The sequence below is a fragment of the Bacteroidota bacterium genome (genome assembly GCA_016715425.1).
Classification (GTDB): Bacteria; Bacteroidota; Bacteroidia; order Chitinophagales; family BACL12; genus JADKAC01.
In genome coordinates this window covers 1-21,913 of the sequence record JADKAC010000003.1, presented here as the reverse complement: position 1 = coordinate 21,913, position 21,913 = coordinate 1, and the positions used below count along the sequence as shown (strand labels likewise).

At 35.0% G+C, this 21,913-nt stretch carries 13 protein-coding genes and 2 pseudogenes; 10 read left to right on the top strand and 5 right to left on the bottom strand.

The genetic code is table 11. The annotated features are described in order from the left end of the window. The first annotated feature begins 27 nt into the window (after nt 1–27). Complete coding sequence (locus tag IPN31_04680; protein MBK8681197.1) at nt 28–804, top strand: class I SAM-dependent methyltransferase; 777 nt, start codon at nt 28–30, stop codon at nt 802–804. A 121-nt stretch (nt 805–925) separates the two neighbouring features. Further along, entirely contained in the window at nt 926–1,801 is an 876-nt protein-coding gene (locus tag IPN31_04675; GenBank protein MBK8681196.1) for a methionyl-tRNA formyltransferase, read from the top strand. Between the two features lie 16 nt (nt 1,802–1,817). Here IPN31_04675 and IPN31_04670 read toward each other — a convergent pair whose 3' ends face one another. Beyond that, nucleotides 1,818–3,080, bottom strand: a complete 1,263-nt coding sequence (locus IPN31_04670; GenBank protein MBK8681195.1) for a PKD domain-containing protein — start codon at nt 3,078–3,080, stop codon at nt 1,818–1,820. 557 nt (nt 3,081–3,637) lie between these two features. Here IPN31_04670 and carB point away from each other — a divergent pair. Beyond that, on the top strand, nt 3,638–6,469 hold the full coding sequence (gene carB, locus IPN31_04665; GenBank protein MBK8681194.1) for a carbamoyl-phosphate synthase large subunit: 2,832 nt from the start codon (nt 3,638–3,640) through the stop codon (nt 6,467–6,469). Nucleotides 6,470–6,601: 132 nt separating this feature from the next. Here carB and IPN31_04660 read toward each other — a convergent pair whose 3' ends face one another. Next, nucleotides 6,602–7,735, bottom strand: a complete 1,134-nt coding sequence (locus tag IPN31_04660; GenBank protein MBK8681193.1) for a mechanosensitive ion channel — start codon at nt 7,733–7,735, stop codon at nt 6,602–6,604. Between the two features lie 175 nt (nt 7,736–7,910). Here IPN31_04660 and IPN31_04655 point away from each other — a divergent pair, with 175 nt between their 5' ends. Beyond that, nucleotides 7,911–9,071, top strand: coding sequence for a formimidoylglutamase (locus tag IPN31_04655; protein ID MBK8681192.1), 1,161 nt, complete (start codon nt 7,911–7,913; stop codon nt 9,069–9,071). A gap of 1 nt (nt 9,072) precedes the next feature. Here the strand turns inward: IPN31_04655 and IPN31_04650 are convergent, their stop codons facing one another. From IPN31_04650 to IPN31_04640, 3 genes are all read right to left on the bottom strand, one after another. Further along, nucleotides 9,073–10,347 carry a UDP-N-acetylmuramoyl-tripeptide--D-alanyl-D-alanine ligase gene (locus IPN31_04650; GenBank protein ID MBK8681191.1) on the bottom strand — a complete coding sequence of 425 codons (1,275 nt, stop codon included), beginning with the start codon at nt 10,345–10,347 and terminating at the stop codon, nt 9,073–9,075. Nucleotides 10,348–10,413: 66 nt separating this feature from the next. After that, nucleotides 10,414–11,934, bottom strand: a complete 1,521-nt coding sequence (locus IPN31_04645) for an SUMF1/EgtB/PvdO family nonheme iron enzyme (GenBank protein ID MBK8681190.1) — start codon at nt 11,932–11,934, stop codon at nt 10,414–10,416. A 49-nt stretch (nt 11,935–11,983) separates the two neighbouring features. Then, on the bottom strand, nt 11,984–13,069 hold the full coding sequence (locus IPN31_04640) for a PorP/SprF family type IX secretion system membrane protein (protein ID MBK8681189.1): 1,086 nt from the start codon (nt 13,067–13,069) through the stop codon (nt 11,984–11,986). A 12-nt stretch (nt 13,070–13,081) separates the two neighbouring features. Here IPN31_04640 and porU point away from each other — a divergent pair, with 12 nt between their 5' ends. The 6 genes and pseudogenes from porU (at nt 13,082) to dcm (ending at nt 21,678) form a co-directional block, all read left to right on the top strand. Then, the gene (gene porU, locus IPN31_04635; GenBank protein MBK8681188.1) at nt 13,082–16,957 is read left to right on the top strand and encodes a type IX secretion system sortase PorU; all 3,876 of its coding nucleotides are present in this window, start codon (nt 13,082–13,084) and stop codon (nt 16,955–16,957) included. A gap of 38 nt (nt 16,958–16,995) precedes the next feature. Then, complete coding sequence (porV, locus tag IPN31_04630) at nt 16,996–18,192, top strand: type IX secretion system outer membrane channel protein PorV (GenBank protein ID MBK8681187.1); 1,197 nt, start codon at nt 16,996–16,998, stop codon at nt 18,190–18,192. 96 nt (nt 18,193–18,288) lie between these two features. Beyond that, a complete protein-coding gene (locus tag IPN31_04625; protein ID MBK8681186.1) occupies nt 18,289–18,609 on the top strand; it encodes a helix-turn-helix transcriptional regulator in 321 nt (106 codons plus the stop codon). A 513-nt stretch (nt 18,610–19,122) separates the two neighbouring features. Next, entirely contained in the window at nt 19,123–19,428 is a 306-nt protein-coding gene (locus IPN31_04620; GenBank protein MBK8681185.1) for a helix-turn-helix transcriptional regulator, read from the top strand. A gap of 34 nt (nt 19,429–19,462) precedes the next feature. Next, nucleotides 19,463–20,642 (top strand): annotated as a pseudogene (locus tag IPN31_04615) (DNA cytosine methyltransferase). After that, nucleotides 20,642–21,678: pseudogene (gene dcm, locus IPN31_04610) on the top strand (DNA (cytosine-5-)-methyltransferase). The pseudogenes IPN31_04615 and dcm overlap by 1 nt, the downstream one beginning before the upstream one ends. Nucleotides 21,679–21,913: the final 235 nt, after the last annotated feature.

Here is a 21,913-nt window from a genome sequence, read left to right as displayed (position 1 = left end):
ATTCTAAATAAGGATATCAAAATTATAATGGGAAATACAACATTGAACATGGAACAAGGGCATTGGATCTTAGCCAAAATGGGTAAGAAAGTGCTGCGCCCCGGAGGGAAAAAGTTAACTACAAAACTTATTGAAAATCTAAAGTTCACATCTGAAGATGATATCGTTGAGTTTGCACCCGGGCTAGGTTTCACTGCATCCATTGCTTTAAAAAGCAACCCTAAAACTTATACCGGTATAGAATTAAATGAAGAGGCCGCAGGTATTTTACGCAAAACGATAAATGGAAATGGGAAAAAAATAATTATTGGGAATGCTGCTGAATCTACTTTGCAAGATAATTCGAGTAATAAAGTATATGGAGAAGCAATGCTTACCATGCAAGCCGATCATAGAAAGTCAGAAATAATTAAGGAAGCTTATCGGATTTTAAGAAAAGGAGGACTTTACGGAATTCATGAATTGGGTTTAGAACCTATCAATATTCCGGAAGCTGAAAAAGCACAAATTCAAAGGGAATTATCGGAAGTAATTAAAGTAAATGCTCGGCCACTTACATTACATGAATGGTCTGATTTATTAGAGAAAGAGGGCTTTGTGGTAATTAATACAGAAACGAATGCCATGTCTCTTTTGGAAATTAAACGCATGATAGATGACGAAGGATTTTTCAGAACCTTGAAAATTGGCTTCAATATATTAACGCATGCAAAGGCCAGAAAAAAGATTTTAGCAATGCGCAAAGTATTTAGAAAGTATCAACATAATCTGAATGCAATAAGTATAGTTGCAGAGAAAAGATAGTTGTTGTTTTTATTTACTATCTATTGCAAAAGCAATTGCATACTTTTAGTTTTGAAAATTATACAAAACGAAATTTCGGCTAATTGCTAAATATCATCATTTGAAAATCACACTTTATTTAATGTCTAAGAAAGGTTTCAAAGTATTGGAGGCCTTAATTAATAACAACTATCAATCAGCAATTTCAGCAGTTATAGTTGGAAGAGATAATAATATTGATTATAATTTTGCAAATGAAATTATCGCAATATGCAAGCAAAATAATATCCTGTATTTTGAAAGAAATGAAAGGCCGACAATTAATTCTGATTACAGTATCGCTATTTCCTGGCGTTGGTTAATCCATGAAAATTCTTTAAAAATTATTGTATTGCATGATTCCTTACTTCCTAAATACAGAGGGCATGCATCTTTAGTAAATATGCTGATTAATAAAGAAAAAGAAATTGGGGTAAGTGCAATTTTTGCTTCGAAAGAATATGATTCAGGCGATATCATTTCTCAATCATCAATTCCAATTAATTATCCGATAAAAATTTCCACTGCCATTGATTTAGTTATTGAAAATTATATTGCACTTGTATTGGAAATATTTATTACACTTTTATCAGGCAAAACGCTAACTTCAATAGCACAAGAAGAAGCATTGGCGAGTTACAGTTTATGGAGAGACGAAGACGACTATTTAATTAATTGGAAAAATGATTCAAACGATATTTTAAATTTTATCAACGCAGTATCTTCTCCATATAAAGGTGCTGCGACATATATAAATGGATTGCAAAAAATAAGAATCTTAGATGCTGCAATCGAAACAGATGTTCAAATTGAAAACAGAGATATTGGAAAAGTAATTTTTACCAGAGATAAATATCCTGTTATTGTTTGCGGCTCCGGATTGCTTAAATTAAATCGAGTGGTAGATGACACGACACATGAAGACGCACTTCCTTTTAAATCTTTTAGATTAAGACTAACTAACTACGTCAAAAATTAATTTATCAAGTCCTTTTTTATTCTTGTTTCAATATTTTTTGAGTAAATATTTTTCCATCAATTGTAATTGAAAGAAAATAAATTCCCGGCGCAAAAGTTGAAAAATCAATATTTGTGTTTTCTCCAATAATAGAATAGTTAGGGGTAAAATTTTGTCCAATTGAATTTATAATTGCAATTTTATCAAACGCCGTAACATTCATAATTAATTGATCGGAAACCGGATTAGGATAAATGGAAATGATATTATCAATGTTGTGCAAGTCTATTCTTGTTGTAACAATGGTTACGGGCAAATTCATAGTATCAGAATAACTGCAATAATTCGCAATTAAAGTAATTGTATAAGTGCCACTGCTTGTATAAGTATATATTGGATTTGTTTCAGTTGAAGTGTTTCCATCACCAAAATTCCATTCATAATTTATTGCATTTGCAGAGAGGTTAGTAAATGTAACTTCGGTGCCTTCAGAAACATCAAAACTAAAATCTGCAATGGGATCATATTCTCCGATATGCCATTCTAAAAAATCATCATATACAATTGTTTTTACAGCAGAGCGAATATTAGCAGCATCAACAGGAGATAAGCCATAATCATCAGTAATCAATTCAGGATTTTTTCTGAATATGGAAGTATAAAAACAACAAGCCGCAGCATACGAACCCGCAACAGAAGGATGGCTTTCATCAGGTGAATACAATTCTATTAGCGGAAAATTTGCACGGATATAATTCCATACTGCACCCACCGGTGAAACGACTGCATGATTATCTTCTGCCATCATCATATAACGCAAATGCAACAGACTATCCATACCTGCATAAGTACACACAGGCGGCCATACAGGACAATTACCCGCATCGCCATTTTTTCTTCCCCAGGTCATATAAAACATAGTTTCACCACAGGCATTATAAGTATTAATAATACTGTCGAGCATGTGTGCATATGGAAATACTTCAGATTCTACCTGGTCAATAGGAAAGGAGGGAAGTTGACTTTGTTCCTGCAATACCACAAAATCCCAATCGCCTACCATAATTTTATTGAGAGAAGTAATATTTGTGGTATGACCTTGAAAAGTAAAACCACCGGGTGAATTGCTGTCATATATTAAAGTATCACCCGCAGAGGTTGCAACATTCGAAACCATTTGAGGGAGATTATTTACAGAAGTATAACTGTTGCCAAGGAACAAAACGCTTTTTGTTGTTTGTGAAAAACCGCTGCCGGCTAACAACAATCCAATACATAAAAAAATAATTTGCTTTCTCATTATTATAATTTTTTACAAAATCAATCTCTGTTTTTGAATTTGATTTTTCTGTTCTAAGTTTTTAATAAAATTTTGGAATCGTTCAAATCTAATATAAAACATCTGTTGATTGAATGACATTTGTTGAAGGTAATTTTAAATAAAATTATCGGTTTTCAAATTTTGAATTTATGTTCTTTCCACATAATGTCAGCAACTCTTATTGCATATCGTTTAGTCAAGTGGTTCTGGTTATTTATTTTTGTGCTTTAGGATGCAATTCTTAAAAACGACTTACCAGAAATTTCTTTTTCACACCGTTTCTTTTTATTTCAAATACTTTTTTTGTTGGCTATTAGCAATGGGCAATAAGCGATTAGCAATTACCAATAAGCAATTGGCTGTTGGTTGTTGGCTGTTAGCTGTTAGCAGAAAAAATAAGTTTCGAGTTACGAGTTTCAGGTTAATAAATTCTCGTTATTCATTATTCATCACTCATCACTCATCATTCATCACTGATCACTCATCACTCACCATTCATCACTCATCACTGATTACTCATCACTCAATACTAAAATATGCCTAAAGACAATTCAATAAAACATGTTTTAATTATCGGCTCCGGTCCAATTATTATTGGTCAAGCTTGCGAATTTGATTACTCCGGATCTCAGGCCAGTCGAAGTTTGCGTGAAGAAGGAATTACAGTTTCGCTTATCAATTCCAATCCGGCTACTATTATGACCGACAAGGTAACGGCAGATAATATTTATTTATGGCCATTGCAGGTAGAGAGTTTTGAAAAAATATTGCAGGAAAATATTGCTTCGGGAACGCCAATAGATGCAGTACTTCCCACTATGGGAGGACAGACAGCATTGAATCTTTGTAAGGATGCTTATGAAATGGGAATCTGGAAAAAATATAATGTGCGATTGATAGGAGTGGATATAGAAGCAATTGACAGAGCAGAAAATAGAGAGTTGTTTCGCCAATTAATGGTTGAGCTGGGAATTGCTGTTGCAAAATCAAGAATAGCGAATTCATTTTTAGAAGGAAAAGAATTTGCGCAAGAAATTGGATTTCCATTGGTGATTCGTCCATCGTATACATTGGGTGGAACTGGTGGTGGAATTGTATTTAAAAAAGAAGAATTAGATGCTGCTTTAAACCGTGGTTTGACAGCATCACCAACGCATGAAGTATTAGTGGAAGAAGCGGTGATGGGATGGAAAGAATATGAATTAGAATTACTGCGTGATGCGAAGGATAATGTAGTAATTATCTGTACGGTAGAAAATCTAGATCCGATGGGAGTGCATACTGGCGACAGTATAACGGTTGCTCCGGCAATGACGCTGAGTGATACCAGTTATCAGGATATGCGCAATCAGGCAATTACAATGATGCGTGCAATGGGAAATTTTGCAGGTGGATGTAATGTGCAATTTGCGCAAGATCCTTATACAGAAAAATTAATTGCAATAGAAATTAATCCCCGAGTAAGTCGTTCATCTGCACTTGCGTCAAAAGCAACCGGATATCCGATTGCAAAAATTGCTGCAAAACTTGCGATAGGATATACATTGGATGAATTAAAAAATCAGATTACAAAAACTACATCTGCATTTTTTGAACCTGCATTAGATTATGTAATTGTAAAAATGCCGAGATGGAATTTCGACAAATTTCAAGGTGCAGATGCTACACTTGGTTTACAAATGAAAAGTGTAGGTGAAGTAATGGCAATTGGTCGCAGTTTTAATGAAGCATTACAGAAAGCATGTCAAAGTTTAGAGAATAATAAAATTGGATTAAGCGGTGAAAAAGGATTTTATAAATCATCACAGGAAATAATTGAAAGTTTAGGAAAACCACATTGGGATAGAATATTTAATATTAAAAAAGCATTTGATTTAGGTGTGCCGATAAAGACAATTCATAACCAAACAAAAATAGATCGTTGGTTCCTGATGCAAATGCAAAATCTCACAAAATTTGAAAAAGAACTGCGTCGCTACCAACTGCATAATATTCCAAAAGATTTTATGCTGGAATTAAAACAAAATGGATACAGTGATTTACAAATTGCAAATATTATCGGCAATTGTACCGAAGAAGAAGTATATCAATATCGCAGAGAGATTGGAATAAAACGCACATACAAATTAGTAGATACATGCGCAGCAGAATTTGAAGCAATCACTCCTTATTACTATTCCACTTTTGAACAGGAAAATGAAAGTGTGAGCAGCACAAAGAAAAAAATTATAGTGCTTGGTTCCGGACCAAATAGAATCGGACAGGGAATTGAATTTGATTATTGTTGTGTACACGGAATTCTTGCAATAAAAGAATGTGGCTATGAGGCAATCATGGTGAATTGTAATCCCGAAACTGTGTCAACAGATTTTGATGTAGCTGATAAATTATATTTTGAACCTGTGTTTTGGGAGCATCTTTGGGAGTTGGTAGAATTTGAAAAACCGGAAGGCGTAATTGTACAACTCGGCGGACAAACCGCATTAAAACTTGCAGAGAAATTACATCGCAAAGGCATAAAAATAATCGGTACCAGTTTCGATAACATGGATATTGCAGAAGACCGTGGAAGGTTCAGTGATATGTTGAAGGATATGGGAATTCCTTATCCGGAATATGGCAGTGCAACAAGTGCTGAAGAAGCATTGGAAGTGGCACATGGCATTGGTTATCCGGTGTTGGTGCGTCCCAGTTATGTATTGGGTGGACAACGCATGCGCATTGTAATTAATGATGAAGATTTAGAGTCGAGTGTGATGGGAATTTTAAAACATTTTCCCGACAATAAAATCTTGATTGATCATTTTCTTGATCGTGCCGAAGAAGCAGAAATTGATGCAATATGCGATGGAAAAGATGTACATATTATGGGTATAATGGAACATATAGAACCGGCGGGAATTCACTCAGGAGATTCAAGTGCAATGTTGCCTCCATTTGATTTAAGTGATAATGTGTTGGATCAAATGAAAGAATTTACAAAACGTATTGCGCTTGCATTAAATATTCATGGCCTAATCAATATTCAGTTTGCGATTAAGAATGAAAAAGTCTATGTGATAGAAGCAAATCCGAGAGCATCACGAACTACACCATTTATTGCAAAGGCTTATCAAATCCCTTATTTAAACATTGCCACGAAAGTGATGATAGGTGCTAATAAAATAAAGGATTTTACTTTCGATAAAAAGCTTGTGGGTTATGCAATTAAAGAACCGGTTTTCAGCTTTGATAAATTCCCTAATGTGAATAAAGAATTAGGACCAGAAATGAAATCTACCGGAGAAGCAATTCGATTTATTGATGATTTACAAGATCCATTGTTCCGACAATTGTATAAAGAAAAATCAATGTATTTAAGTCGTTAATTCTATGAGTGATTTAACTTGGATTATCTTATTACTGGTTTTTTGGCGAATAATAATTCAGCCACTTATAGTTGGTTATCGCTCAGCAGATGCGCACAAAAAAGCAACAAAGAAGAAAGTGGAATACACGGATTATGAAGAAATTTCCTGATTTGTATTTTCTTGTTTAGCAGGATGGTCATTTAATAGATGCAGTGTTTGTGTTGGGAAAGCAAAGCTGCCACCATTGTCAATTACAATTTTACGAATATCAAACATTAAATCATTGCGAGTTTGCATATGAGGTTCCCAAAGCTCAAAATCAAGCATTATATCATACCAAATATCTAAAGAAGAAGGTGAAAAATTATAAAGCGTAACAATATATCTATCGTTTCTTTTGGGATGAGATTCCGCATGCCGGCTCAATGCATTTATAATTTCATGAATTGTTTTGTTTGAAGTGCTATGCGTTAATCCAATTGTAATTTGAATTCTTCTTGAACCTCGTAGAGCGAGATTACTCATTTTATTATTGACAATATTTTTATTGGGTACAGTAACAAATATTTTGTCCATTGTCCGAACACGAGTACTACGGAAACCCACTTTTTCGACGGTTCCTTGCATACCATCAACCTCTACAAAATCTCCAACAACAAAAGGTTTTTCTGTGAAAATAGCAATGCTTCCAAATAAATTTTGCAATGTTTCCTGAGCCGCAAATGCAATTGCTATTCCCGCAATTCCAGCGCCGGCTACAAGTGATGTTACATTAATGTTAAATACAATTGCAAGTATAGTGAGAATGCCAAGTGACCATATAACAACGTGAAAAACATCTCTTAAAAAAGAAGCCATTTGATCATCGGTGGTGTCTGCAGTGGTTGCAGCTTTTTGCTTTAAAATGTCTGTAAAAAAATCACCTACTCTTGAAATTAACCAGGTGATTGTAAGTATCGCAAAGAGGCGGTAAATTGAAAAAAAGAATTGTTTATAGGTGGTTCCTAAGAATGAGTTATCAAAATATTCCGGTTCATTTAAAGTACTTAATCCAATAAATAATGCCTGAACTACTATAATATATTGTATTGGTTTTAGAATCTTTCTTAAAAAATCCTCTCCTTGTGCTTTAAAGTGCGTGCGCCGAACTATTTTGAACAGTAAGCGGCTGATAAACTTTGAAATATATTTATTGAAAATTGAAATGAATAATAATATACCAATTACCCAGAGGTATTGCTCTACAGTATTATTCCAAATTACAGTGTCTAAAAAATTTTGCATAGAATAATTACAAAGTTATAAAATACATATTGGGAATATTTTAAAATTGCTGGCATTGAGATTACTACTGAGATAAATTATTCTTTTATGTTGACCTTTAATTAAGACAACCTATTAGTATCATGTGATAAGCTTGCAAATAATTAATGAGAAGTAAATAGGAATTTTAAGCATTATGATTCAAAAGCTATTTACACCCGTTAGACTTGGAAGTTTTTTTGAAGAACATGAATTGCATCAGGCGCAAATAGGTAAAAAAATTATAATAAACCAAGGTGAAGAAATTGATACATCTGAAACAGATATTGCAATTTTTTCTATTCAGGAAAGTAGAGGAAGTTTTATGAATTCTGGTAGTGCCAATGGTGCTGAAATTATTAGAAAACATTTATATGTATTAACTGCGGAATCACATTATCGTTTGCTGGATGCGGGCGATTTAATAATTGGAGAAACTGTGGAAGAAACATATCAGAACCTGCGATTCGCAATGGAATTTTTTCTTTCACAAAGAATAATTCCAATCATCATTGGGGGAAGTCAGGATAATACCATTGGTCAGTATAAAGGATATGAATTTCTTGGCCAGGCGGTAAATCTTGCTGTGATAGATGAGCGTATTGATATGCATGATCTACATGATGCAGTGCCTGCACAATCCTGGTTAATGGATGTGATTAGTTATGAGCCAAAATATTTATTTAATTATATAGGTATTGCATGTCAGGGACATTATGTTCCTCAACAATTATTTGAAACAATTGATGAATTATTTTTTGATGTTTGTAGACTTGGTAAGCTGAATGAAAATTTCCAATTTGCAGAACCTGAAGTGCGGGATGCAGATCTTATAAGTTTTGATATTTCTAGTATAAAAGGAGCAGATGCACCGGGTCATCCGCAGGTAAGTCCGAATGGAATTACATCGGAGCAAGCTTGTCAATTAATGAAATATGCCGGTATGAGTGATAAAGTTTCTTCATTGGGTTTGTATGAATATAATCCGATGTTTGATAATCATGAATTAACAGCTCAATTAATAGCGCAATTGATTTGGTATTTTACAGAGGGATATTACAATCGTAAACATGATTATCCGATTGTGGATGAAAGACATTTTACAAGGTATATTGTAAACCTGGAAGGCAACAGTTATGATCTTACCTTTTGGAAAAGTAATAAGTCGGGAAGATGGTGGATGGAAGTACCTTTTAAAGTGGATTCAAAATTCGAACGCCATCAGTTAGTGCCTTGTTCCTACGATGATTATTTGGAAGCTGCCGGAAATACTTTGCCGGATAAATGGATGAAAGTATTTCACAAGTTGCAGAAATAAATCAAGCAATTATTTTCTCTAGACGAATACCTCTTGAGCCTTTAATCAGAAAATAAGTAGATTGAAAATTCTGCTTTTCAAACCATGATTTAGCAACATCTGCATTATCAAAATATAATACACCTTCTTTCTTTATTTTTTTAAATTCTGCACCCACTGCAACTATTGTTTGAAAACCGGATTGTATTGCCAATTCTAAAATCTGATTGTGTTCTTCAGCGCTGTATTCTCCTAACTCAAGCATATCACCCATAATCAATATTTTGGGTTGAACCTGCATTTTTAAAAAATGCAAAATTGCAGATTGCATACTTGATGGGTTTGCATTGTACGCATCTAAATATAAAAAATTAGTACCCAATTGTTTCCATTGGCTTCTGTTGTTATCTGGTTGATAAGATTCAATAGCAGATTTTATCTCTTGAATATGCACATTAAAATATTTTCCGATACATACTGCTGCTAAAATATTATGCGCATTAAATCCACCAATTAATTGGGAAGTAATTTTTATATCATCAATTATTACTGTTGCAAATGGACTATCATTAATTTCTATTCCTTTGATAGTATCAGTCGGTTTATTTCCAAAATAAATTACATTGGGATAATCGGCAATTGTATCTGATAACATGGTGTTAACGCTATTCATAAAAATTATTCCCTGATGCATTCTTAAATAAGTATGCAATTCACTCTTCCCTATTTTTACACCTTCAATTCCACCAAATCCTTCGAGATGCGCTTTACCAATATTGGTTATTAATCCATGCGTGGGTTTTGCAATAGTGCATAAAAATTCAATTTCTTTTTGATGATTTGCACCCATTTCAATCACTGCAATTTCTGCATCTTTCGGTATTGATAAAATACTGATGGGCACACCTAAATGATTATTCAGATTTCCATAAGTAGCAAAGCATTTATATTTTTTAGAAAGTACTGCATGCAATAATTCTTTGCTGGTTGTTTTACCATTGGAACCAGTAAGACCAATTACGGGAATTGAAAGCGTATCTCTATAATCCCTAGCTAAATCCTGAAGTGCAATTAATACATTTGACACTAATAAATAAGAATCATTGACTGCATATTCTGCATTATCTGTAACCACACATAATGCGCCTTTATTAATTGCTGAAACTGCATATTCATTTCCATTTGTATGCTCTCCTTTTAATGCAAAGAAGATGGAATTGAATTCCACTTTTCTAGAATCAATAACTACACCCGATGATTTTTTATAAAGTGCAAAAAGTTGCTCCCGACTTGTCATGCTATAAAAATAAAAAAGCCTTCTACATTTCTGTACAAGGCTTTGTGTTTAAATTATCTTAAATTGTTATTGTGTTGCTTTTCTTTTCTTGGCATTTACTTTTGCCTGTTTTTCGGTGGACTTAAAATTATTTCCACCCTTAGTATAGTTATCAATATCGCCACCTAATCGAATCATTGCACATCGGAAACCGAGAGTTGCTGTTGACTGATTTTCTTCTAAATAACGACGAGATCCGGGTGATAACCAAAACGCTTCATCAGCCCATGAACCACCTTTATACACTCTTGATTTATCACTTACCAAAGTAGTTTTTGCATAATCATAATAGGCCAAAGACATTGAGTCGCCATCTGCATAATTCCTTTCATCACCTTTTTTATAATTTCTTCTATTCACAACTTCCTCATCTTTTACAGGACGATAACGCACACGGCCCATACTATCTAATTCAGCGATGTTACCTTCTTCATCCAATACTTTAGTTTCATATTCATTACCACGGAAAGGATTCAAATCTTCCATATCATAATAAGTAAGCGGACGATATACATCATACACCCACTCATTCACGTTACCCGCCATATTATAAATACCATAATCATTTGGAGCATAAGTATAAATAGGAGCAGTTACTACTGCATTGTCATTGAGCTTACCGGCAAGACCCGCATAATCACCACGACCACGCTTATAGTTAGCAAGCATTTTACCTTGTGACCAACGTTCTTTGTTAGATGGTTCACGCATGGTGTTTCCATCCCAAGGATATAATCTACGGTCAGTTACCATTTCATTGCCTACCACCTGATTTCCAATTAAACCTAATGCAGCATATTCCCATTCTGCCTCTGTTGGCAGTCTATAATCCGGTAATAAAACTCCATCTTCCATGCGGATTGTTCTACCCATTTTAGAATCCCCAGCCTCAGGACTATAATCCTTAACGCCTTTTTGAACTCCGGTGGAATAAATACCTGCATAATAAGATTCTGTAGTAAAGTTGTCTTCGTTATAGGAATTTATGTTTACATCCATAAATCCTTGATCCGCCAAAATACCTTCATTCACTCTATCGCTTCTCCATCTTGCAAAATCATTTGCCTGCAACCAGGAAATACCAACCACTGGATAATAATCATAAGAAGGATAACGGAAATAATATTCCACATACGGTTCATTGTATGCCAGTTCTTCTCTCCAAACCAAAGTATCGGGAAGAGCATTTTTTACAATCTCAGGAAAATCTATTCCGAAGGTGCGTTTTGTCCAATACAAATATTCTCTGTAGTGCACATTTGCTATTTCTGTTTCATCCATATAAAATGAAGAAACAGTGACACGACGGGGGATATTATTGAATTCAAATGTTACATCCTGTTCGGTTGTACCCATTGTGAAAGTTCCACCTTGCACTAACACGAGATTTGGTCCCGTAGGTTGACCATCATAGTTTGCTACTTCAAATCCGCCCCATTTGGAGTCGTTATATTTGAAATTAGAAACTGATGAACGGTTTTTATTGCAAGAAGAAAAAATAATCCCGGCTAATAGCAGAATAATAGCTGGATAAGTGATTCTGTTCATACTGGTATATTTTGGCAGTAAACGCAAATCTAATCAATTAATTATTACATTAAAAAAAGCGGGGACACTTTAAAATATCACGATTCTTATTGCTTTGCTTGGTGCTACGTGTTTTCCAGTTCACAATAAAAGAAAGTTCATGGCTTCCTCCTGAGTTCCCTGAAAGTGATCCAAGTGACAAATCATAACTATAAGCAAATGAAAGTAATCCTTTCTTTAAACCCACATTGAAACAAACGTCGCTGAAGCTATTAAAATTATGTTTCAGGAAAATACCGGGGTAAAAAGCCCCTTTATTAAAATAGCTGCCTATAAGTAATTGATTGGATCTGCCCTGACTGGTAATAACCATTAAGGGATTGACATACAATGGGTTTGCTCTTTTTTTATTAAACAAGATTACGCCTGCTTGTCCTGTCACCGCCATAGGTAATTTGCTTTCACTATCATTATAGAAGCTCAAATTAGGTTGCAAAATATGCGCTGCGGATAAGCCGAGATACCAATTTGTGGAAACTAATGCTGTACCTAAACCCATGTCGAAAAAATTCTTGTTTAATGAAGCCGGCACTGGTTCATTGGTCGGATTGGGAAGTCCTGAGGCATCGCTGAATCCCGTGAGAAAATTGATTTGATCATAAAATTGAAGATCATTCCACGATAATTGCCTTTGCACCAAACTGGCATCAACACCAAAGTTCATTGCCAATTTTTTTGAAAACCTGAGCTGATACATGTATTGTCCGCCCATTCTAAAATTTTTCAAAACGCCATTGCCCTGATTATCCTGAATTACATACACACCAACGCCGCTGCTCAAAACATTAATTGGCTGGCTCAGTGCTACTCTATAGCTAATATAGGTTTGCGGCATATCCGGCCACTGATCTCTGAAGTTGATTGTTATACCCGGATCGCCGGCACTTCCTGCAAAGGCCGGATTTAAATAAGTATCGCTTGCATGATATTGAGTGAACCTCAGATCTTGAGCATTAACTCCATGAATAGTAATAAGTGCGTAAAAAAAGAACAGGTAAATCCACCTTGCACTAACCTTGTTATATAAAAAAGCAATATGAATTACATGCCTTCGTTTAGAAAACGCTTTTACAATTCTATCTTTAGCACAATTCATAGTTTTTATCAGATGAAGTTTATCCGGATTTTTCAAACTGCAATTTTAACGTGTTTTACCGCATTATCTGTATTTGCGCAAAATCAATTTACAATTGAAAGGCAATTAGAATGGTATGACGTGCCACAGAAGATTTATGTAGATGACCCATTGATCTATAAAGAAATGTGGTCTTTTAAAGGTGCGGTGATGGAAACAGAAGGAGATGTTTTTCTTCCATTATTTGCCGAGCATTTTAATATCAGTAGTTATGGTGATGTTGAAATTGAAATCTTTGATGCGGTGTATGCGCCTTTATCTCAATCCCGGCAATTATTGAATTTGCCGGTTAAAGCTCAGATTACTCCACAATACACAATATCTACAATTAAAAAGAATCCATCATTAGATATTTATTTTATTCCTATCCGGAAAAATGGTTTCAATGGGGGATATGAAAAATTAGTGAGCTTTAAATTGAGAGTAGTTGTAAAAAACACGGCATCTACTTCTCGTGAACAAGGTGGTGCGGAACATGAATATTCCAATGCTTCTTTTTTAAGAGATGGCACATGGTTTAAAATTGGAATAGCCAATGAAGGTGTTTATAAAATTGATAAAGCATTTTTGGAATCAATTGGTATTAATATCTCTACTTTAAATACTGCAACACTCGGAGTTTTTGGTCAGGCAGGTGGTATGTTGCCCGAAGCAAATGCAACGAATAATTATGATGATATTACAGAGCTTGCTTTATATCGTTTTGGTTTGGATGATGGATCTTTTGATGATGGCGATTATATTTTATTTTATGGTATGCCGCCAAATAAATGGAATTATAATTCAACTACCGGAGAATATAAATTCACAAAACATATTTACTCAAATCTGAATTATTATTTTATTACTACCAATAGAGGCACTTTTAAAACAATAACTAATCAGCCCAATTCTGCATCAGCTCCAAATCAAACAAGTAATTCTTATGATTATAATCAGGTGTGGGATAATGATGTGGTGAACTTAATTAATTCCGGTCGTCAATGGTTTGATACACCACTTGATAATTTCAGTAATGCAAAAACATATTCTGCAACAATTGCAAATATTAAAACAAGTGAAACTGCTTATATCCGTTATTTTTTTGCAGCAAAAAGCAGCGCCGGATCTTCTACGTTTTCAATTAATGGAAGTGGATATTCCAATTCTGTTTCTATTGCATTGACACCGGAAAGCACAGAAAATAATTATGCAAATTCATATACTACTTACACCCCATTTATTCCTACTTCAACGTCTTCATTAAGTTTTAATATCACTTTTTCAGGACCGGGTGGAAGCAAAGGCTGGGTCGATTATATTGAAGCAACAGTGCGTTGTGCACTGCAATATAATAGTGCGCAATTATTATTTAAAGACAGAGATGTAATTGGTGCAGGAAACATCACCCAATATCTTATTTCATCACCCGATAATCTTTTATTGTGGGACGTAACCGATCCATTAAATATTAAATCACAAGCATATTTATATACTGATGGGAAAATTGATTTTACTCTGCCTTCAGATACATTGAAAAAATTTGCTTTATTGCAAACATCCAATGCATTTCCTTCTTCTCAAATTACATTTGCAGGTACGGTTGCAAATCAAAATATTCATAACAGCACAAATGCACCCGACTATGTAATCGTAACCTATCCGGATTATATTAATCAAGCACGAGAACTTGCTGCTTTCCATTATGATGAAAATGGATATGATACTTTGGTAGTTACTATTGGTCAAGTGTATAATGAATTTTCATCAGGTACTCCCGACTTAACAGCAATTCGAAATATGATGCGCATGTTTTATGATCGTGCCGGAAGTGATGCTTCTTTATTGCCGAGATATTTATTGTTATGTGGTGATGCTTCTTATGATTATAAAAATATAAAAATATCCGAATCCGAAAACACCAATCGTGTTCCCACTTTTGAAAGTTATGAATCTATTAATCAGATTAATACTTTCCCAACAGATGATTTTGTTGGATTTTTAGATGAAGATGAAGGTGGTGATATGAGTTCTGAAATAAATAAATTAGACATTGGTATCGGCAGATTTCCTGTGAATTCAGTTTCTGAAGCCCAAGATGTAGTTTCTAAAATTATTAATTACAAATCGCCGAATACATTTGGCAACTGGCGCAATACATTATGCTTTGTTGCAGATGATGAAGATGGCAATACGCATATTGATGATGGAGATGATATTGCAATTTGGATTTCTGATAATCATCCTTTATACAATATCAATAAAATTTATCTTGATGCATATAAACAAATCCCCGGTGCCGGTGGTCAAAGATATCCGGAGGCAAACAGCGATTTAAATAATCAGATTTTTCAGGGAACATTTATAATGAACTGGACCGGACATGGCAACGAGCAAAATTGGGCGCAAGAAAGAGTGTTGGGTGTGGATGATATTAATAGCTGGACAAATATTGATAAGCTTCCACTTTTCGTTACTGCAACTTGTTCGTTTTCCAGATTTGATAATCCGGAAAAAAACTCTGCAGGTGAAATTATTTTATTAAAAAATCAAGGTGGAGGTGTGGGGTTAGTTACCACTGTACGCATTGTGTATGCAAATGCAAATTATATTTTGTCCAGTAATTTTTTCTATAGCATTTTTGAAGAAGTGGATGGTGTAATGCCTGTGTTAAGTGATGCATTGGTAGCAGGTAAAAATAATTCGTCAGGAACTTCTTCACAGGCAGTTAATAATCGCAAGTTTTTATTGCTGGGCGATCCGGCGCTTACTTTAAATTATCCTAAGTATAATGTGGTAACTACGGAAGTAAATAATATTCCAATTATTGTTGCGGCTGATACATTAAAAGCTTTGGAAAAAGTAACTATTAAAGGAGAAGTTAGAAATACTGCGGGAGAAATTTTAAATGATTTCAATGGAATTGTGTATCCAACGGTGTATGATAAACCATTAAATGTAACCACGCTTGTAAACGACCCCGGCAAAAGCAGTCTATATACTTTTTCACTTCAGAAAAATGCTATCTATAAAGGAAAGGCAAGTGTAACGAATGGTACATTTGAATATACCTTCATTGTACCAAAGGATATTTCCTATTTGTTTGGCAATGGTAAACTGAGTTATTATGCCGATAATGGTTTTGAAGATGCTGCTGGTTACGAACAAAATGTAATTATTGGCGGTACGGCTGATTCTGTTACTACAGACAATACAGGCCCTAAGGTGAGCGTTTACATGAACGACGAAAAATTTGTTTTTGGAGGATTAACCGACGAGAACCCTGTTCTTTACATAAAGCTCATTGACGAAAACGGAATAAATACCGCCGGAAATGGTATTGGTCACGACATCATTGCCTTGCTTAACGATGAAACGCAAGGGTATTCTCTCAACGATTATTATGAATCTGAATTGGATAGTTATCAGGAGGGCGTTGTGAATTATCCCCTCCGTGCATTAGAGGCCGGACGACATTCAATTACAGTTTCTGCCTGGGATGTGTATAATAATTCCGGCGAAGGTTATACGGAATTTGTAGTTGCCGAGAATGCTAAACTGGCACTGGATCATGTGCTGAATTATCCCAACCCGTTTACTACCTACACTGAATTTTGGTTTGAACACAACAGGCCGGGTGATATACTGGATGTAAAGGTTGAAATATTTACCGTAAGCGGCAAGCTGGTGAAAACCATATTGCAGCAAGTAAATACTGAGAGTTACCGTGTGGATGGCATTGGTTGGGATGGTCTGGATAATTACGGAGATCTTATTGGTCGTGGAGTTTATGTTTATAAGCTGAGTGTAAAAGCTGCTTCGGATAATGCCAAGGCTGTTGAGTTTCAAAAATTAGTAATTCTTCGTTAAACAATATGATTTGTAAATTTGCAACCCAATTTATACCAATGTTTCAAAAAAACAGAACCTTAATTTTAGTTGCCCTTGTATCAATAATGGGCAATACAGCCTTTGGGCAAATAACCATCCCCACTTCCGGAACAGGTGAAGATTATTTAAACACCGTTACCACCGCAGTTCCATTTTTACGCATTACTCCCGATGGGCGCAGTGCGGCTATGGGTGATGCCGGTGTTTCCATTACTCCAGATGCCAATTCCATTTTCTGGAATGCCTCTAAGCTTTCTTTTATTGAAGATAAATCCGGTTTGGCGCTGTCTTATACTCCCTGGCTGAGTAATCTGGTGAATGATATTTATCTGGCAAGTGTTTCCAGTTTCTTTAAAATTGATGATCAGCAAACGGTGGCCGCCGGATTGCGCTATTTCTCTCTTGGGAATATCACCTTTACCGATCAGAACGGACAAATACTTCAGGATTTCAGACCAAATGAATTTGCTTTTGATGTGGCTTATTCCCGTAAGTTGGCCGAAAGCCTTGGTGTTGGTTTGGATTTAAAATATGTGTATTCCAATTTAGCAACAGGTCAGTTTGTAAATGGGGTACCTGTAAAAGCTGCCAATGGTATTGCTGCCGATTTATCCATGTTCTATACCACTGACTTTAAAGTGAATAAAAAAGATTCTTATTTCAATACCGGTTTCAGCATTTCCAATATCGGTAATAAACTTACATATACCAGCAGTGTAGAAAAAGATTATATGCCTACCAACCTCGGGCTGGGAGCTACTTGGGGAATTAATTTCGACGATTACAATCAGTTGAGCATTACTCTGGACTTCAATAAATTATTAGTGCCAACACCAGACACAACAGATGCGGACAATGACGGCATTTACGATTACAAGCAGAAAAGCACTATCTCCGGCATGTTTAGTTCTTTCAGCGATGCTCCCGGTGGATTTAAAGAAGAGCTACATGAGGTAATGATTTCTACAGGTATTGAATATTGGTACAACAATTTGTTCTCAGTGCGAGCAGGATATTTTTATGAGCACCCGACAAAAGGTGGCCGTCAGTATTTTACACTTGGTTTGGGATTAAGATATAATGTATTTGGACTTGACTTCTCCTACTTAGTACCATCCTCACAAGGACAAAATCCATTGGATAATACCTTGCGATTTACTTTAATATTTGATTTCAACGCATTAAAAACTCCGGCAGCAGCACCTACGGAATAAATACTTTACCACAACGTTCCCTTCGGGTAACTATGTGGCAACAAACAAAACAGGCATTCCAAATCGGGATGCCTGTTTTGTTTTAAGGCTTTTATAATGAAGGGGATAGAAAAACCCAATACATTTCTGCGCAAAAAAGCAGGGCTTTCGCCTTCAATTAGTCATCGGTTGCTTAAAAAGAATGTGCGCAGCCTACCATTAGATGTAGTGGAGAAAATATGTTTGAAACTGCATTGTACCCCAAACGATCTGATTCAATGGATTCCGGATAATAAGGTGGAGGAGCAAATGAGCCACCCCTTACAAAACCTGCGAACCAGTCCAGTACCAAACCTAAGGGAGCGTTTGCAGAAACTGAGTAAAGCGCAAGCACTCGAATTAAATAAAAAAATAGATGAAATGGAAGGGTTGGAGTAAGGGGGTTCGCATTTAGTATATCCGAAAAATGAAATTACAGTAAATACTAAAAAAACGAAACTTCGCATTCTTGACAATTTTGTTTTCATCCCTTTGATAATTAGTACTTTACAAGAATGCTCAATTTTTATTTGCTAGATAGGGAGTTTCGTATATTTGGGAGTTGTACGTCACCCTATTGAACATCCTGCAAACAATTGAACATCCAAGACTTTGCCGACACGACCCAACGCACCAAGTCAGGCACATTTGCAAGGCACACAAAGCCGACATACAAAAGCCAACCTTGCAAAAGAGCCTGCCTTGTGCCAACACACAGCCCACCCACCTGAGCGGACGGAATTCTTATCGGCTTCAACTAAATACATCAGCGAATAACAATACTCAACACCAAAGCCCACCCGCCACCTATAAGACAGAAATTGCTAAAAATATTCGCAAATATTTGGCAGTAAACAAAAACTAGAACTTATATTTGTCATCAATTGACAAGATTTTTAAATCAAATCAGAAATGGAAAATTTTGGAGACCAAGTAAGACAGTTAAGGAAGGACAAAGATTGGACTTTGACAAAACTTGCTGCAATGCTGGATATGGATTCTGCTAATCTTAGTAAAATTGAGACGGGCAAAAGAAGTTTTGACGAAAAGAAATTACCAATTTTTTGTAAAATATTTTCTCTCGATTTAGAAAAAATGAAAACGGAATTGTTGAGTGAAAAATTTGCAAACAAGGTCTATGCAGAAAATGTAGATGAAGAAGTTTTTCATTTAGCAGAACAGAAAGTAAAATATTTAATTAAAAACGACAAGCACTAATATGTTACAATATAAATTCCCAAAAGAATCTTTGATGTTGGTTGAAGAACCGCAGATTAGACTTTTTGAGGATGATTTTATCATTCATCAAAAGAAAGAATTTATTGGCATAAAGTATAATCAAAAAAGCTACACCGTAAACGATAACATTGATGCAATTATTGATAGCAAAATACAAACAATTGGATTTTTCTCTGGAGCTGGTGGATTAGACATTGGTTCTCAATTGGCGGGTTCTAAAGTTATTTCAAGTTTAGATTTTGACAGAGATAGTGTTGCTACGATGAAAGCAAATAAATATTTTTCTCATTCAAAACATTTTCACAGAGACATAAAAGAAATGACTGCTTCGGATTATACCAAAATAATTAAAGAGAATAAACCAGAAAAACTTATTCTAGTTGGCGGTCCGCCTTGTCAACCCTTTTCTAAAGCAGGTTACTGGGTTACGCATAAAAATAGACTTGGAAGCGAAGACCCTCGAAATATGATTGGACAATACTTGCGTATTGTTGAAGAATTAAAACCTGATGGTTTTTTATTGGAAAATGTAGAGAGTTTGATGCACCCAAAAAATGCGAATGCTGTTTCAGACTTGACAGAAGCTATTGATAAATTAGGTTATAAATTTATTGTTTATAGAGCGAATGCTCAAGATTTTGGAGTGCCCCAAAAAAGAAAAAGAGTATTTTTTATTGCATCAAAAAAGAGTATAATCGGCAATCCTATTAAAACTCACGGAGAAGAAATTGAAATAAGGATGAACAGTAACCTTTTACCTTATGAAAATGTGATTGACTGGATTGGAAAATTTGACAATGATAAATATTTTGAACCCGAAGAATTAACAACAGGGAAAAACTTACGATGAAGAATTAAAGCAAATTCCCCCAGGGCAAAATTATTTTGCCTTATCAGAAAGAAGCGGACATCCAAACCCCAAATTTTTGGCGAACAAAAGATTTTGGAATTTCCTTTTAAAACTTCATCCAAACAAACCATCTTGGACAATTGCTGCCCAACCTGGTCCTTGGGTTGGTCCTTTTCATTGGAACAACAGAAGATTAAGAGTTCCCGAAAGTGCAGCCATTCAAACATTCCCAGAGGATTACCATTTTGTAGGAACTAGACGTTCAGTACAAAAACAAATTGGCAATGCTGTTCCAGCATTGCTTGGTAAAGCAATGGTAAACCACTTAATTTCTAATATTTAATGAAACCCAAAATTGTAAGTATTTTTTCAGGAGTTGGCGGTATTGATTTTGGTTTTGAAAAGCTGGTTTTGAGACTGTTTTTGCAAGTGATATTTGGGATAGAGCCTTGTGAATCGTTGAAAGCTAATTTCCCAAACGCAGAAATAGTTTGTGATACAATTGAAAATATAGACTTTAAGAAAATCAAAAAAACACACAAAGAAATTGATGGATTAGTTGGAGGTCCGCCTTGTCCCCCATTTTCAAAATCAAGATTTTATAGAAAGGAAAAGAAAGAGGAATAAATGACGAAGATGGTTTTATGACAGTATCTAATTATTTTAGAGCAGTTCAAGATTTAAAACCCAAATTTTTCTTTTTTGAAAATGTTCACGGCTTTGTATTCAAACCTCATAAAACTGCATTAGAACTAGTTGAAGCAGAAAGCGAAAGACTTGGATATAAAATATTTCATAACGTTGTTAATGCGGCAGACTTTGGAGTTGCACAAACAAGACAAAGGTTTATTTGTATTGGCATCAAAAAAAGTATGGCAGATTTTACTTTTCCAAAGCAAACCCATACTGAAAAGCCAAATGCTGAAACAAAATTAAAAAGGTGGGTTACTTGCGGCGACATTTTAAATGACATAGATTTTGATTTGCCCGAAGATTCTAAAATGGAGGCAGGTTCTAAACACAAGGAAATATTAAAGAAAATTCCAGCAGGAGACAATTATCTTTATTTTACAAAAGAAAGAAATCATCCAAAACCAATTTTTGTATGGCGTTCAAGATATTGGTCTTTTTTATTGAAACTTTCACCCGATAGACCTTCTTGGACAATACAAGCAAGTCATTCAAATAATATGGGTCCGTTTCATTGGAAAAATAGATTTTTACGAATAAATGAAATTAAAAGAATTCAGTCTTTTGAGGATAAACATATTTTCATTGGTAGCTTTAAAGAACAATGGAGACAAATAGGAAATGCAGTACCACCATTACTTGCTTTTCAATTTGCCAAAGAAATTAAAAAACAATACTTCAAACTATGAGTGTAAGAAATACAATAATCTTAAATCATTCAGACCTCAAGTATCTATTAATTGATAGTTTACGTTTGTATTCTGACAACGTTGTTTTTATTGATGGAAATAATCCTTATAGATTTTCAATAAACAAAAAGACATTTTATGTACTCATTAAAAATGTTCACGAATCAGGAGATGGTAGAGGAAACCAAGATGAGTGTAGAATTCAAATTGCAAAAACTGGCAACTTCAATGACGC

Bases quoted from the DNA above. Each gene is read 5' to 3' on its own strand.
- IPN31_04680 (MBK8681197.1), top strand. From the start codon at position 28: ATGGGAAATACAACATTGAACATGGAACAAGGGCATTGGATCTTAGCC.
- IPN31_04675 (MBK8681196.1), top strand. From the start codon at position 926: ATGTCTAAGAAAGGTTTCAAAGTATTGGAGGCCTTAATTAATAACAAC.
- IPN31_04670 (MBK8681195.1), bottom strand. From the start codon at position 3,080: ATGAGAAAGCAAATTATTTTTTTATGTATTGGATTGTTGTTAGCCGGC.
- carB (MBK8681194.1), top strand. From the start codon at position 3,638: ATGCCTAAAGACAATTCAATAAAACATGTTTTAATTATCGGCTCCGGT.
- IPN31_04660 (MBK8681193.1), bottom strand. From the start codon at position 7,735: ATGCAAAATTTTTTAGACACTGTAATTTGGAATAATACTGTAGAGCAA.
- IPN31_04655 (MBK8681192.1), top strand. From the start codon at position 7,911: ATGATTCAAAAGCTATTTACACCCGTTAGACTTGGAAGTTTTTTTGAA.
- IPN31_04650 (MBK8681191.1), bottom strand. From the start codon at position 10,347: ATGACAAGTCGGGAGCAACTTTTTGCACTTTATAAAAAATCATCGGGT.
- IPN31_04645 (MBK8681190.1), bottom strand. From the start codon at position 11,934: ATGAACAGAATCACTTATCCAGCTATTATTCTGCTATTAGCCGGGATT.
- IPN31_04640 (MBK8681189.1), bottom strand. From the start codon at position 13,069: ATGAATTGTGCTAAAGATAGAATTGTAAAAGCGTTTTCTAAACGAAGG.
- porU (MBK8681188.1), top strand. From the start codon at position 13,082: ATGAAGTTTATCCGGATTTTTCAAACTGCAATTTTAACGTGTTTTACC.
- porV (MBK8681187.1), top strand. From the start codon at position 16,996: ATGTTTCAAAAAAACAGAACCTTAATTTTAGTTGCCCTTGTATCAATA.
- IPN31_04625 (MBK8681186.1), top strand. From the start codon at position 18,289: ATGAAGGGGATAGAAAAACCCAATACATTTCTGCGCAAAAAAGCAGGG.
- IPN31_04620 (MBK8681185.1), top strand. From the start codon at position 19,123: ATGGAAAATTTTGGAGACCAAGTAAGACAGTTAAGGAAGGACAAAGAT.